General features: G+C 69.9%; 11 protein-coding genes. 4 read left to right on the top strand and 7 right to left on the bottom strand.

Annotated features, from left to right (window positions below; genetic code table 11):
• Positions 1-5: 5 nt before the first annotated feature.
• Positions 6-1802, bottom strand: a complete 1797-nt coding sequence (locus AB0I18_RS19555; protein ID WP_363106766.1) for a peptide ABC transporter substrate-binding protein — start codon at positions 1800-1802, stop codon at positions 6-8.
• Positions 1803-2033: 231 nt separating this feature from the next.
• On the opposite strand from AB0I18_RS19555, the gene AB0I18_RS19560 reads away from it, so the two are divergent.
• Together AB0I18_RS19560 and AB0I18_RS19565 are read left to right on the top strand one after the other, a co-directional pair.
• Entirely contained in the window at positions 2034-3218 is a 1185-nt protein-coding gene (locus tag AB0I18_RS19560; protein WP_363106767.1) for an ROK family protein, read from the top strand.
• Positions 3219-3272: 54 nt separating this feature from the next.
• The gene (locus AB0I18_RS19565) at positions 3273-4826 is read left to right on the top strand and encodes a M81 family metallopeptidase (RefSeq protein ID WP_363106768.1); all 1554 of its coding nucleotides are present in this window, start codon (positions 3273-3275) and stop codon (positions 4824-4826) included.
• Positions 4827-4938: 112 nt separating this feature from the next.
• Here AB0I18_RS19565 and AB0I18_RS19570 read toward each other — a convergent pair whose 3' ends face one another.
• The 3 genes from AB0I18_RS19570 to AB0I18_RS19580 all read right to left on the bottom strand — a co-directional run bounded on the left by AB0I18_RS19570 (position 4939) and on the right by AB0I18_RS19580 (position 7029).
• Positions 4939-5754, bottom strand: a complete 816-nt coding sequence (locus AB0I18_RS19570) for an SAM-dependent methyltransferase (RefSeq protein WP_363106769.1) — start codon at positions 5752-5754, stop codon at positions 4939-4941.
• A 149-nt stretch (positions 5755-5903) separates the two neighbouring features.
• A complete protein-coding gene (locus tag AB0I18_RS19575) occupies positions 5904-6152 on the bottom strand; it encodes a DUF397 domain-containing protein (RefSeq protein ID WP_363106770.1) in 249 nt (82 codons plus the stop codon).
• A 1-nt stretch (position 6153) separates the two neighbouring features.
• Positions 6154-7029, bottom strand: a complete 876-nt coding sequence (locus AB0I18_RS19580; protein ID WP_363106771.1) for a helix-turn-helix transcriptional regulator — start codon at positions 7027-7029, stop codon at positions 6154-6156.
• A 336-nt stretch (positions 7030-7365) separates the two neighbouring features.
• On the opposite strand from AB0I18_RS19580, the gene AB0I18_RS19585 reads away from it, so the two are divergent.
• Together AB0I18_RS19585 and AB0I18_RS19590 are read left to right on the top strand one after the other, a co-directional pair.
• A complete protein-coding gene (locus AB0I18_RS19585) occupies positions 7366-7935 on the top strand; it encodes an ATP-binding protein (RefSeq protein ID WP_363106772.1) in 570 nt (189 codons plus the stop codon).
• Positions 7913-8359 carry a hypothetical protein gene (locus AB0I18_RS19590; protein WP_363106773.1) on the top strand — a complete coding sequence of 149 codons (447 nt, stop codon included), beginning with the start codon at positions 7913-7915 and terminating at the stop codon, positions 8357-8359. Before AB0I18_RS19585 ends, AB0I18_RS19590 begins: the two co-directional genes overlap by 23 nt.
• Positions 8360-8380: 21 nt before the next feature.
• Here the strand turns inward: AB0I18_RS19590 and AB0I18_RS19595 are convergent, their stop codons facing one another.
• The 3 genes from AB0I18_RS19595 to AB0I18_RS19605 all read right to left on the bottom strand — a co-directional run bounded on the left by AB0I18_RS19595 (position 8381) and on the right by AB0I18_RS19605 (position 12620).
• Entirely contained in the window at positions 8381-9061 is a 681-nt protein-coding gene (locus AB0I18_RS19595; protein ID WP_363106774.1) for a response regulator transcription factor, read from the bottom strand.
• Between the two features lie 58 nt (positions 9062-9119).
• On the bottom strand, positions 9120-10301 hold the full coding sequence (locus AB0I18_RS19600) for a sensor histidine kinase (protein ID WP_363106775.1): 1182 nt from the start codon (positions 10299-10301) through the stop codon (positions 9120-9122).
• Between the two features lie 108 nt (positions 10302-10409).
• Positions 10410-12620, bottom strand: a complete 2211-nt coding sequence (locus AB0I18_RS19605; RefSeq protein ID WP_363106776.1) for an MMPL family transporter — start codon at positions 12618-12620, stop codon at positions 10410-10412.
• Positions 12621-12669: the final 49 nt, after the last annotated feature.

Genomic DNA, 12669 nt, shown 5'->3' on the forward strand with positions numbered 1-12669 from the left:
GGTCCTCACTTGGTCCACTTCCACTGCGCCGGGTGGAAGTTGGCGAGCGAGTCCTGCGAGAAGCCGCCGAGCCCGTTCTTGACGACCGAGATCTGGTAGTCGGGCGCCGGGAGCCAGATGACCGGCAGGTCCTTCGCCAAGGCCGCGCTGTAGTCCTTCACGGCCTGCGTGGACGTCGACGTCGTGGACGCGGTGATCAGCTTGTCGACGTCCGGGTTCGAGTAGTTGCCGAAGTTCGAACCGCCCTTGGTCTGGAACAGCGAGTCGCCGGTGGGGAAGGCGCTGAAGTACCAGCTGCCTGCCGTGCCGAAGAACGACAGCTGCCACTTGCAGATGGACTGCCCCGACGTGCACTGCGGGGTCTGCGACAGCACCGAGTTGACGGGGGCGGTCTTGATCGAGAACTTGATGCCGGTCTTCTCCAGCGAGGACTGGATCGCGCTCATCATGTTGTCGGTCACGGTCGAGCCGGACTGCGACAGCACCTGCATCTCGAACTTCGTTCCCTCGGCGACACCTTCGCCGCACTGCGAGTCACTCGTCCCCGGGTCCGCGCAGACCATGACCCCGCCCTTCTCCTGCCAACCGTGGCCGGTCAGGAGGGACTTGGCGTCCGCCGTCGAGAACGGATACGGATTGTCCTTCTGCGTCGGCGAGACGAAGTCGGAGGCCTGCGCCTGCGGGACCGGGCCGTAGCCGGGCACGGCCGTGCCGTTGAAGATGACCTTCGCCAGACTCGTCTGGTCGATCGACCGCTGGACCGCCTGGCGCGCGTACAGCTGCTTGAACACGGCGCCCATGGCAGGGTTGTTGAAGTTGTACGGCATGTACGTGATTGCCCAGCCGGACCACGGCTTCACCGTGTAGCCCCGGGCGGTGAAGCTTTCCTTCTGGTCGAGGTCGGTCGCCTCGATGTAGCCGTAGTCGACGCTCCCGGAGCGCAGCGCGTTCTTCTCGGCGTCCGCCGTCGTGAAGGGCAGCAGGTTCACGGTCGCGATGCCCGGCTTCTCACCGCCGTCGTACTTCTTGTTGGCGGCGAGCACGACCTTGCCGGACGTCGAGAACGACTTGACCGAGTACGGGCCGCTGATGGTCTTCCACAGCGCGTCCTTCTCGTAGCCGGAGATGTTCTTCGCGGCCGTGTTGAGGTACGTCCACACCTTCTTCGCGCCCGCGGGTGTCCGGTCGGCGTCGGACACCTTCGCCGACGCGTCGGTCTTGTCCCACACGTGCTGCGGCAGCGGGGTGATCTCGTTCAGCTCGTTGGCCAGCATCCACTCGGAGTTGTAGGCCTGGTCGAAGGTGATCGTGAAGTGGCGGTCGTCGACGGTCTTGAACGAGGCCCAGTTGTCCGGCGACTTGCCGGGGGTGTAGCCCGCCCACTCGGCCTTGTTCGCCTTGATGAGGTTGAACCAGAACTCGACGTCGCGCGAGGTGACCGGCTTGCCGTCACTCCAACTCCGCTTGCCCAGAGTGATGGTGACGCTCTTGCTGTCGGACGCGAAGTCGGCGGCGGTGGCGAGGGACGCCTTCTTGTTCCAGGCGATCTTGCCGGTGGAGCCGTCGTACGCTACGAGCCGATCCCAGAGGCTGTCGGCGATGGACCTGTTGTTGGTGTTGAGGCGCGCCGCGGTGCCGATCGGCAGGATCCAGTTCGGGGTGAAGTTCGCGGGCAGCGCGTAGTTGACGGAGTCGGGCGACGCGGACGACGGGTCGTCGCCCGTCCCGGAGCAGCCCGCGAGCAGCAGTGTGCCCACCGAGACGACAGCACCGGCGACGAGCGTCGTACGAGCAGGGGACATGGCTCTCCTCAGGGTGAACAAGGACCACGGGCTCCCGATGGACAACGGCGCGTGGCGGAGTCAGTCAACGACTCGACTGTTCGAAGAAACAGGCTGGTCGCTGTAAAAAGTCTGTTTCTGCTGTTCTGGAAAAAGTCGGTACGGGGTCTGCGGACGTACGCTCAGTCCTCTCGACCCCCGACTTCGCCTCGGATTTCCCGTCTTTCCTCGACCCCGGGAGTTACTTCGTCCATGTCTGAAAAAAGTGCGGTGCACCGGAGGGGCGGCTCGGGCGTCTCCTCACTTGCCGAGCGCGTCCTCGAACTCCTCGCCTCCGGGCAGGCGAGCACGCGTACCGAACTCGCCGGTCTGCTCGGCGCCGCACCCTCGACGATCTCGCTCACGGTCAGCCAGCTCGTCGCGCACGGACTGGTCGCCGAGCAGGGCACGCGGTCCTCCACCGGCGGGCGCCCGCGCAAGGTCCTGCGGCTCGGCGGGAGCGAGGGGTTCGCCGTCGCGGCCGACCTCGGCGGGCGGCACGCGCGCGTCGGTGTGGTGCTGCCCGGCGGAAGTGTCACCGAGGTCTCGACCGTGCCGTTCGCGACGGCGGAGGGCCCCGAGGTGGCGCTTCCCGCACTCGCGGAGACCCTGGAGGCCCTCGCCGAGCGGCGCGGCCGGGAACTGCTGCGCGGTGTCGGCCTGTGTCTGCCGGGCCCGGTGGACGTCGACTCGGGTGTAGTGACCCTCCCGGCACGCATGCCCGGCTGGAACAGGTTCCCCGTCCGGGCGTGGCTGGAGGACCACTTCGGTATTCCCGCGGCCATCGAGAACGACGCCAACTGCATGGCCGTGGGCGAGCACAGCGTCCAGCCCGCCGAGCGTCGCCAGTCGATCATGGTGAAGATGGGCTCCGGTATCGGCGCCGGTGTCATCGCCGACGGCAGGCTCTACCGGGGCGGGACCGGCGCCGCAGGCGAGATCACCCACGTACGGGTCGAGGCCGGCGACGTCCCCTGCTCCTGCGGCAACACCGGCTGCCTGGAGACGGTGGCCTCGGGCGCCGCACTCGTACGGATCCTGCGCGAGCGGGGTCTCGATGTCGGGTCCATCGAGGACGTCGTCCGCCTCGCCTCGGACGCCGACCCGGAGGCGACGCGAGCCGTCCGCCAGGCCGGCCGGTACCTCGGCATGGTCCTGTCCGCGAACGTCAACTTCTTCAATCCCGACGCCGTCTATCTCGGCGGTCTCCTGTCGACACTCGAACCGTTCGTCGCCGCCGTACGCAGTCAGCTGTACGAGGGCTGCCATCCGCTGGTCACCAAGCACCTGGTGATCGAGCGGGCGAGCCTGGGCGCCGACGCGGGGCTCGTCGGCGCCGGGCAGTTGGCGTTGCAGAGGGCGCTGGCGCACGCGCTTCAGGCGGTCACGGCCCAGTAGTTCCCAAGCCCTCAAGAAGAGTCCTCCCAGGAAGACAGGAAGAGCCGAGGAGTCATGGCAGAACCCCGTACCCGCCCCGCCGCCCGACCCCGTAGCCCCCTCTCCCGCCCGGTCATCGCCATCGCCGGGCTCGGCATCGAGTCGTCGACGTTCTCCCCGGCGCGGACCGAGGCCGCCGCCTTCCACCCCCAGCGGGGAGCGGACGTCCTGACGCGCTATCCGTTCCTCGCTCCCGGAGCGCCGCTGCGAGCCGCCGCCGAGTGGCGCGGCGCGCTGGTAGGCAAGGCGCTGCCCGGCGGCACGGTGACGGCGGCCGCGTACGAGGAACTCGCCGCCGAACTCCTCGCGCGCCTCGCGGAGTCGGGGCCCCTCGACGGCCTCTGGTTCGACATCCACGGTGCCATGACGGTGGAGGGCATCGACGACGCCGAGGCGGTCCTGCTGGCCCGCGTCCGCGAGACGGTCGGCCCGGACGTGATCGTGTCCACCTCCATGGACCTGCACGGCAACGTCTCGCGCGAACTCGCCCACCTGAGCGACCTGATCACGTGTTACCGCATGGCCCCGCACGAGGACGCCATGGAGACGAAGGAGCGGGCGGCCCGCAACCTCGTGGACCTCCTGACGACCGGCGCACCCCGCCCGGTCAAGGCCTGGATCCCCGTGCCCGTACTCCTGGCCGGCGAGCAGACCTCGACCCGCATCGAACCCGCGAAGAGCGTCTACGCGGCGGTCGAGGAGGTGGAGGCGGCGGAGGGCGTCACGGACGCGGCGATCTGGGTCGGGTACGCGTGGGCGGACGAACCGCGCAACCGGGCCGTAGTCATGGTCACAGGCCCCGACCGGGCCGCGGTGGCGGCGGGCGCCGAACGCCTGGCGCAGGGCTTCTGGGAGGCGCGGCACGCCTTCGAGTTCGTCGCGCCGACGGACACGTTGGACGGCTGCCTGGACGAGGCACTGGCCTCGGCGCCGGAAAACCGCCCGTACTTCATCAGCGACACAGGCGACAACCCGACGGCGGGCGGCGCGGGTGATGTGACGTGGAGCCTCGAACGGGTGCTGGCCCAACCGGAGTTCAAAGACCCCTCCGGCCCGACGGTCATCTACGCCTCACTCCCGGGCCCGGCCGCGGTGGAGACGGCGGTGCGGGCGGGCGTCGGCGCGACCGTCACGGTCACGGCGGGGGCCGAGATCGACGACCGGCACGCCGGCCCGCTCACCATGACCGGTGTGGTCCACGCGATCCGCCACGGCGACCCGCACGCGGAGGTGGGGGCGGTGCTGCGGGTGGGCGGCGTGTACGTCGTCCTCACCGCACTGCGCAAGCCGTACCACCACGAACACGACTTCACCGACCTGGAGTTGTCACCCCGGACGGCCGACATCGTCATCGTCAAGATCGGCTACCTGGAACCCGAACTCTTCGACATGGCAGCCGACTGGAAGATGGCCCTCACACCGGGCGGAGTCGACCAGAACCTCCTCCGCCTGGGCCACCACCGAATCCACCGCCCGATGTTCCCGTTCGACGAGGAGATGACCGACCCGGACCTCAGCGCCCGGATCATCCCCCCGCCAAACGACCCACTGGCCGCAGACAACGAGTAACCCGCGCCCCCACTACCAGGGGCGCGGGTCTGTATCGATGTGCGGCTCCGCCGCGTGGGCGCGACAAGCCCCCACCGGGCCGCAGAGAAATCACCCTGCAGCAAGCGGAGAGCTACGGCTTACGGGCAACGGCCCCGTACATCGCAATGTCCTCGTCCCGGATCGACTCGGTCTCCGAACCGTCCGGATGCCACTTGTGCACCTGGACGATCCCGGGCTCAACCAGTTCGAGACCCTCGAAGAACTCGTCGGCCTCACTGAACGTACGCAACCGCATGGGCATGTTGCGCGCCGCGTACTCGCGGGCAACCCGCCCCACCTCCTCGGGCGCGAACTCGGCGGTGCCGATGGTCATCGCCAGGTAGCTGCCCGAGGGGAGGGGCTCCAGGAGGCGGCGGACGATGCCGACCGCGTCGTCCTCGTCAAGGACGAAGTGGACGATCGCGATCACCGTGAGGGCGACCGGCTTGCCGAGGTCGAGGGTCTCGCGGATCTCCGGCGCGTCCAGGATGGTCGCCGGATCGGTCATGTCCGCCTCGACGTACGAGGTCCTGCCCTCGGGCGTGCTGGACAGCAGGCCCTGGGACAGGGTGAGGACGATCGGGTCGTTGTCGACGTAGACGACCCGTGACTCGGGGGCCACCGACTGGGCGATCTCGTGCAGGTTGGGGGAGGTGGGGATGCCCGTACCGATGTCCAGGAACTGGCGTATCCCCGCTTCCTTCGCCAGGTAGGCCACCGCACGGTTCATCCAGTCGCGGTTGGCCTTCATGTGGATCGGCATCGCGGGCCACTCCCGCGACATGGCGTCGCCCGCTTCTTTGTCGGCGGGGTAGAAGTCCTTACCACCGAGGATGTAGTCGTAGATGCGCGCCGAGTGCGCGTTCTCGGTGTCGATCCGGTCGGCCGGCCATCCGTTGTCGGTCAAGGCCGCCCCTCCCATCAAGTCGTGTGTTCAGAGTGATGCTCAGAGTGAACGCTCAGGAAAGCCAAGGGTGTTGAGGCAAACAGGTGTGATCAGGAAAGCAGAGTCGATCACAGAGCAGGGGCTTCTCAGAAGGTTTCTCAGCAGGCCTCTCAGAAAAGGAAGTCGGCATCGCCCGCCTTCACGCCCGACAGGAAGGCCGTCATCTCGTGAGGGGTGAAGACCAGTGCGGGACCGTCGGGGTCGGTGGACTGGCGCAGCGCGACCCGGCCGTCGCCGAGCTTCTTCGCCTCGACGCAGGCGCCGCCCGCGTCGTCGCTCCACGGCTTGCGCCAGCCGTGCCTGCCGAGTTCGCGGGAAGGTATGCCGTTGCGTATGGGGTTGCGTATGGGGTGGTGCACGTCAGAGCTCCTTGCGAATCGCACCGAGGAGAGCCTCGGTCTTTCTGGCGGGCGCCGACTGGGCGCCCAGCCGGTCCAGGGCCTCGCGATAGACCACGACGTCGTCGCGCTTGTCGAGATAGACAGCGCCCACCAGACCGCTGAGGTAGACGATGTCCGGCAACTCGGGGGCCCGGAACCGGAAGAGATGGAACGCGCCGGCCCGCATGGCCGGATGCGGACCGTTACGGAACGGCATGATCTGCAGCGTCACATGGGGGAGTTCGTTGACCGCGATGAGGTGGTCGATCTGGGCCCGCATCACCTCGGGACCCCCGACCGGCCACCGCAGCACCGTCTCGTCCATCACGATCCACACCCGCGGCGGTGAGGGGCGGGTCAGCAGCTCCTGCCGCCGCATCCGGAGCGCGACCCTGCGCTCCGTCGCCTCGGCCGAGCCGTGCGGATTGCCGGCGCTCAGCAGGGCGCTCGCGTAGGCCTCGGTCTGCAGCAGCCCGTGCACGAACTCCGCCTCGTACGCGCGGATCTGGAGCGCCGCCTGCTCCAGACTCAGATACGCGGCGAACCAGTCCGGCAGCACGTCACGGTAGGTGTGCCACCAGCCGCGCTTGTTGGCCTCGCGGACCGACTTGAGGAAGGTGTCGATCTCCTGCTGGTCCGTCACCCCGTAGACCTGGAGCAGCTTCTCGGCGTCCGCGAGCCTGAGCCGGGCCACCTTGGCGGCTTCCATCCGGCGGATCGTGGAGTGACTGACCCCGATCGCCACGCCGGCCTGCTCGTACGACAGTCCGGCCCGGGTCCGCAGTTCCTCCAGCTGCCTGCCGAGGATCATGCGCAGGACGGAGGGCGCGCCGCCCCAGTCGGTCTCCGCGGTCACGCCTACCCCCTCACGGTGGGTTTCCTCACGGTGGGTGTTCGAAGTCGCAGTCTGTCACGATCACCGTTCGACCGGGGCAGCATGCACCCGGCACTCTGCAATTTTCAACTTGTTGGTTGCGGGGTGTTGTTGGCAGGTGTCACAGTGGGGCGTACCGTCCCGGCCCGGTGAAGGAAGAGACGATGCGGCCAAGTTGGGGGAGACAGGGCCGCAACTCGTCTCGTCGTGCCGCGAGTTGTACGTAGCTCGTCGTACGTTTCTCGCGGTGGCACCGGACCGTGCGGTACCGGCATCGGCCTGACTCCCGGTGCGAAGGCAGACGAAAGGCGAACGGCGATGGCTCCGCCCTCCCTCCCCCAGGCACTGGGCCGACTGCCCGCGGACGAACACCCCCACAGGGCAGGCGTGTTCGGCCTGCCGCCCACCGCCGCGTCGGTGGGCGTGGCCCGCCGGAACGTGCGCGAGCTGCTCGGCGAGTGGGGCACGAGCCCCGAAACATGCGACAACGCCGTCCTGGTGGCCTCCGAACTCGTCACCAACGCGCTGACGCACACGGCGAGCGAGTGGATCGTCTGCAGGCTGCGCACCGCCGGAGAACGGCTCCACATCGAGGTCGAGGACCAGAACCGCGGCCTGACGCTCCCGGCACAGTGCAGTCCGGACCCCGACGACCAGGGCGGCCGCGGGCTCCTGCTGGTCGGCGCGCTCAGCAGCGACTGGGGAGTCAGGGACACCGCGGACGGGTCCGGGCGCGTCGTCTGGGCCGTACTGCCGTCGAAGCCGGCGCCGACGCCGGAGACCCGGGAAATCGTCTCCACCGGGCCCGCGCGCACCACGCACCTCACCCGGCCCAACCCCCACTCGGCCGAAGGGTCCCTGCCCCATGGAACGACAGCACGTCCTTGACCTGCGACCGCCCGCCTCCGCCACGCCCCCGCCCGAGCACCCGGTCCGTCTCGTCCTGCCCGCGAGACTGCGCACCGGTCTTGGGTGCGACGCCGTGGGCACGCCCCGGGACCACGGCGAGCGGATCATGGACTGCCTGCCCCGCGTCGGCTGTGTCTTCGCCGACGACGAGCGCTGGTGGTGGATCGTGCCCGCCGGTTCCCAGATAGGTGTCAGCTGGCCGTCCGGCACCCGCTACGCCGTCGGCGCCCGGCTGGCCGACCCGTCCTGGACGCGAGCCCTCCGAGGTCCCCGCGCCGGCCGCCCCCGCCTGATCCACAGCCCCGACGGCGACTCGCCCTACACCCCGCCGATCCCCCTGTACTTCCTCGCCTGCCGCCTCGCGGGCAGTGTCCCGCGGTGGTCGCTCGGCGCGACGGGCTGAACCGGACAGGGCGGGCCGAGCTCAGGACTCGGGCGGGGTGGCCCGTACGAGCCCGGACTGGTAGGCGATCACGACCAGTTGGGCGCGGTCGCGGGCGTTGAGCTTCGTCATGGCGCGGTGGACGTGGGTACGCACGGTCAGCGGGCTGACGAAGAGGTCCGCGGCGATCTCGTCGTTGGACCTGCCCTCGGCGGCCAGCGCCATCACCTGCCGTTCACGGGCCGTGAGGGTGGCGAGGTGTTCGGCGGGTGCCAGCAGGTCGGCCGGCTTCGGGGTGGCGAGGAAGCGGGTGATGAGGGACCGGGTGGCCAGCGGGGAGAGGAGGGTCTCACCGGCCGCCACGGTGCGGATGCCGTCGAGGAGCGCGTCGGCGGTGACGTCCTTGCCGAGGAAGCCGCTCGCTCCGGCGCGCAGGGCCTGGGCGACGTACTCGTCCGTCTCGAAGGTGGTGAGGATGAGGATGCGGGTACCGGACAGGTCCGGTTCGGCGCAGATGGCGGTGGTGGCGGTCAGGCCGTCGGTGCCGGGCATGCGGATGTCCATGAGGACGACGTCGGGGCGGTGGGTGCGGGTGAGCTCGGCCGCCTCCTTGCCGTCGGCGGCCTCGTCGACCACCTCCATGTCGTCGCAGGAGTCGATCAGGATCCGGAAGGTCGCCCGCAGGAGAGCTTGATCGTCGGCGAGCAGGACGCGGATGGTCATCTGTTTCGGTTCGCTTCCGGAGTCTCGTGTCGGGTGTCTGGTGCCTGGTGCCTGGTGCCTAGACGTGGATCGGCAGTTGGGTGGTGACGGTGAAACCGCCGTCGGGGCCGTGCCCCGCCCGGACCCTGCCGCCGACGGACTGGGCGCGTTCGCGCATGCCGATGAGGCCGAAACCGCCGCTCGGGGAGGGTACGAGGGGCGCGTCGCCGGATCCGTCGTCGGAGACCGTGATGGTGAGCCGGTCGGGGGTGTACGCGAGCCGCACCTGCGCCGCCCGCGCGGCGGCATGCTTGGTGACGTTGGTGAGGGCTTCCTGCACGATCCGGAACGCCGTCAGATCCACGCCCGCCGACAACGGCTGCTCCTCGCCCTCGGTGGTGACGGTGACCGCGAGCCCGGCGGAGGCGAACGCGGCGGTCAGTTCGGAGAGCCGCCCGAGCCCGGGTGCCGGCTCCAGGGGCGCCTCGGGATCGTCCGGCTGACGCAACAGGCCGACGGTGGCCTTGAGTTCGCGCAGCGCCGAGGAGGTGGTGCCGACCAGGTCCGTGAGGATCCGCTCGGTCTGCTCGGGCCGGGTGGTCACGAGGTGCGCGGCGGTACCGGCCAGCGCGTTGGCCAGGGCCATGTGGTGGGCGACGACGTCGTGCAGCTCGCGGGCGATACGCATGCGCTCCTCGGCGACCCGGTGCCGCGCCTCCTCCTCGCGGGTGCGCTCGGCGAACTCGGCCCGCGCCTGGACGGCCGTCAGATAGGCGCCGCGCAGCCGGACAGCCGTGCCCCAGGCGATCGGCATCAGCACCCAGGCGGCGGGGCCGATCGTCTTGAGGGCCAGCGGATGGTCGTACGGGTCGGAGAGCAGCGCCGTGGTCACCAGCATGGCGGTGACGGCGATGGAGTAGACGCGTGCGGTCCTGCGGTCGGTGTGGACGGCCAGCCAGTACAGGGCGGCCATGGACGGGGCCAGCAGCAGGGGGGTGAGCAGGTAGCCGAGCCCACCGGCGGCGTTGGTGCAGACCGCGGTCAGCACGACGACGGTTCGGGGGTGGCTGCCGTGCCACCACAGGGCGATGCACGCGACGGCGGCCAGGAGCACGCCGGGCCACAGGGGGTTCCGGCTGCCGGAGGGTTCCAGATCGCTGACGTAGCTTCCGAGGACGGCGGCGGCGAAGACCTGCACGATCACCGCCGCGTCCACGACGCGGGGATGGTCCTTCGTGTACCGCTGCCATCTGGTGAGCATGTGGTCTCCGGTCAGAGTGATCTGGGCCCATGATGGATGAGGCCATGGGCGAACGCCCAGTGAGGGCCGCCCGTGTCCACTCGGGCGACCCTCCTGAACGTGGGGCCGTCAGACGCGAGCCGTTTCCCGCTCGCGCCCTTCGTCCACGGTCGGGGCGGCGACGGCGGGCCGGCCGAGTGCTTCGCCCTCCACGTCGACGCGGGGCAGGATCTTGTCCAGCCAGCCCGGCATCCACCAGGCGGCCTTGCCGAGGAGGGCGAGGACGGCGGGGACGAAGGCCATCCGGACCACGAAGGCGTCGAACAGGACGGCGATGGCCAGTCCGAAGCCGATCATCTTGATCATGGATTCGCCGGCGCCGATGAAGCCGGAGAAGACGGCCATCATGATCAGTGCGGCGGCGACCACGACCCGGGCGCTGTAGCGGAAGCCGGTGACCACGGCCTGGTGGGGGCTGTCGCCGTGGACGTGGGCCTCGCGCATCCGGGCGACCAGGAACACCTCGTAGTCCATGGCCAGTCCGAAGACGATGCCGACCAGGAAGATCGGCATCATGCTCATGATCGGGCCGGTGGTCTCCACGCCGAGGAGTCCGGCGCCCCAGCCCCACTGGAAGACCGCGACGACCGATCCGAGCGCGGCCAGCACGGAGAGCAGGAAGCCGACGGCGGCCTTGACCGGGACCAGGACGGAGCGGAAGACGACCATGAGGAGCAGGATGGCCAGGCCGACCACGACGACGAGGTAGGGGATCAGCGCGTCCTGGGTCTTCTGGGCGACGTCGATGTTCATCGCGGTGGAGCCGGTGACCTCGAACTCGGCGCCGGTCGCGGTTTCGGTGCCGGGCCGCTCGGCGCGGATGTGCTTGACCAGGTCCTTGGTCTGTTCGCTGGTCGGCGCGGTGGAGGGGGTCGCGGAGAAGACCGCGGTGTCGCCGCCCGTGTTGAACCGGGCCGGGGAGACGGACACGATCCCGTCGGTGGCGCCGATCTTCTCCTCGATCGACTTGACCGCGGCCTTGGGTTCGGCGGCTTCCTTGGCGTCGACGACGATGGTCAGGGGTCCGTTGAAGCCGGGGCCGAAGCCGTCGGCGAGGGCGTCGTAGGCGCGGCGTTCGGTGGTGGAGGTGGGCTTGGCCTCGGCACCGGGCATGCCCAGTTGCAGGTCCATGACGGGCAGGGCGAGTGCGCCCAGGCCGGCGACGGAGGCGAGCAGGACCGGGACGGGGCGGCGCAGCACGAAGCGGGCCCAGCGGGTGCCGCCGTTGGTGCCGACGGCCTCCTGGACGCGGCTGCTCCTGCGGGTCTTGCGGGACAGCACGGCGTTGGGCCAGAAGCCCAGGACGGCCGGGACCAGGGTGAGGGCGATGAGGACGCAGACGACGACGGCGCCGGCCGCGGCCAGGCCCATCTTGGTGAGCATCGGGATGCCGACGACGGACAGTCCGGCCAGCGCGATGACGACGGTGAGGCCGGCGAAGACGACGGCCGAGCCGGCGGTGCCGGTGGCCAGCGCGGCCGCTTCCTGGGCGGGGTGGCCCTTGGCGCGTTCCTCGCGGTAGCGGGAGACGATGAACAGGGCGTAGTCGATGCCGCAGGCCAGACCGAGCATGGTGGCCAGGGTGCCGGTGGTGGCGGACAGGCCCAGCGCGCTGGCCAGGGCCATGATGGCGGCCATGCTGACGCCGACACCGAGGATCGCGGTGAGCAGCGGAAGCCCGGCGGCGGCCAGCGAGCCGAAGGTCATGATCAGGACGAGGGCGGCGATGGCGATGCCGATCGCCTCGGCGGAGCCGCCCGCGGCGGGCTGGGTCTGCAGTGCGGTCCCGCCGACCTCGACGGTCAGGCCCGCGTCCCGGGCCTGGGCCATGGCGTCTTCGAGGGCGTTCTTGCCGGCGTCGGTGAGGTCGTCGGCGGTCACCTTGTAGGTGACGGTGGCGTAGGCGGTGGTGGCGTCCTTGCTGATGGCCCCGGCCTGGAAGGGGCTCACGGCACTGGCGACCTGTGAGCCGTGGCCGACCTGGTCGACGAGGTGGTCGATGGTGGCCCGGTGGCCGGCTGTGGTGATCTTCTGCCCGTCGGGGGCGACGAAGACGATCCGGGCGTTCGCCCCGTCGGCGGCGGACCCGGGGAACCGCTGTTCCATCAGGTCGAAGGCCCGTTGGGACTCGATCCCCGGCATGGAGTTCGAGTCGTCGGAGGCGGCGGGAGCCGTGGCGGCGCCGAAGCCGACGGCTCCCAGCACCGCCACCCACAGGAAGGTGACGAGCCAGCGCCGCCGGAAGGTCAGACGGCCCAGTCGATAGAGAAAAGTAGCCACGGGAACGGAGGTCTCCACATCTGGTCTGGGGTACCTCCCAAGACTCCCG

This window comes from Streptomyces sp. NPDC050704 (genome assembly GCF_040654355.1).
Taxonomy (GTDB): Bacteria; Actinomycetota; Actinomycetes; order Streptomycetales; family Streptomycetaceae; genus Streptomyces.

What these genes read in the sequence shown, in the direction of transcription:
- AB0I18_RS19600 (WP_363106775.1), bottom strand. Translation starts at nt 10,301, where the DNA reads ATGCTCACCAGATGGCAGCGGTACACGAAGGACCATCCCCGCGTCGTG.
- AB0I18_RS19565 (WP_363106768.1), top strand. Translation starts at nt 3,273, where the DNA reads ATGGCAGAACCCCGTACCCGCCCCGCCGCCCGACCCCGTAGCCCCCTC.
- AB0I18_RS19555 (WP_363106766.1), bottom strand. Translation starts at nt 1,802, where the DNA reads ATGTCCCCTGCTCGTACGACGCTCGTCGCCGGTGCTGTCGTCTCGGTG.
- AB0I18_RS19560 (WP_363106767.1), top strand. Translation starts at nt 2,034, where the DNA reads ATGTCTGAAAAAAGTGCGGTGCACCGGAGGGGCGGCTCGGGCGTCTCC.
- AB0I18_RS19595 (WP_363106774.1), bottom strand. Translation starts at nt 9,061, where the DNA reads ATGACCATCCGCGTCCTGCTCGCCGACGATCAAGCTCTCCTGCGGGCG.
- AB0I18_RS19585 (WP_363106772.1), top strand. Translation starts at nt 7,366, where the DNA reads ATGGCTCCGCCCTCCCTCCCCCAGGCACTGGGCCGACTGCCCGCGGAC.
- AB0I18_RS19590 (WP_363106773.1), top strand. Translation starts at nt 7,913, where the DNA reads ATGGAACGACAGCACGTCCTTGACCTGCGACCGCCCGCCTCCGCCACG.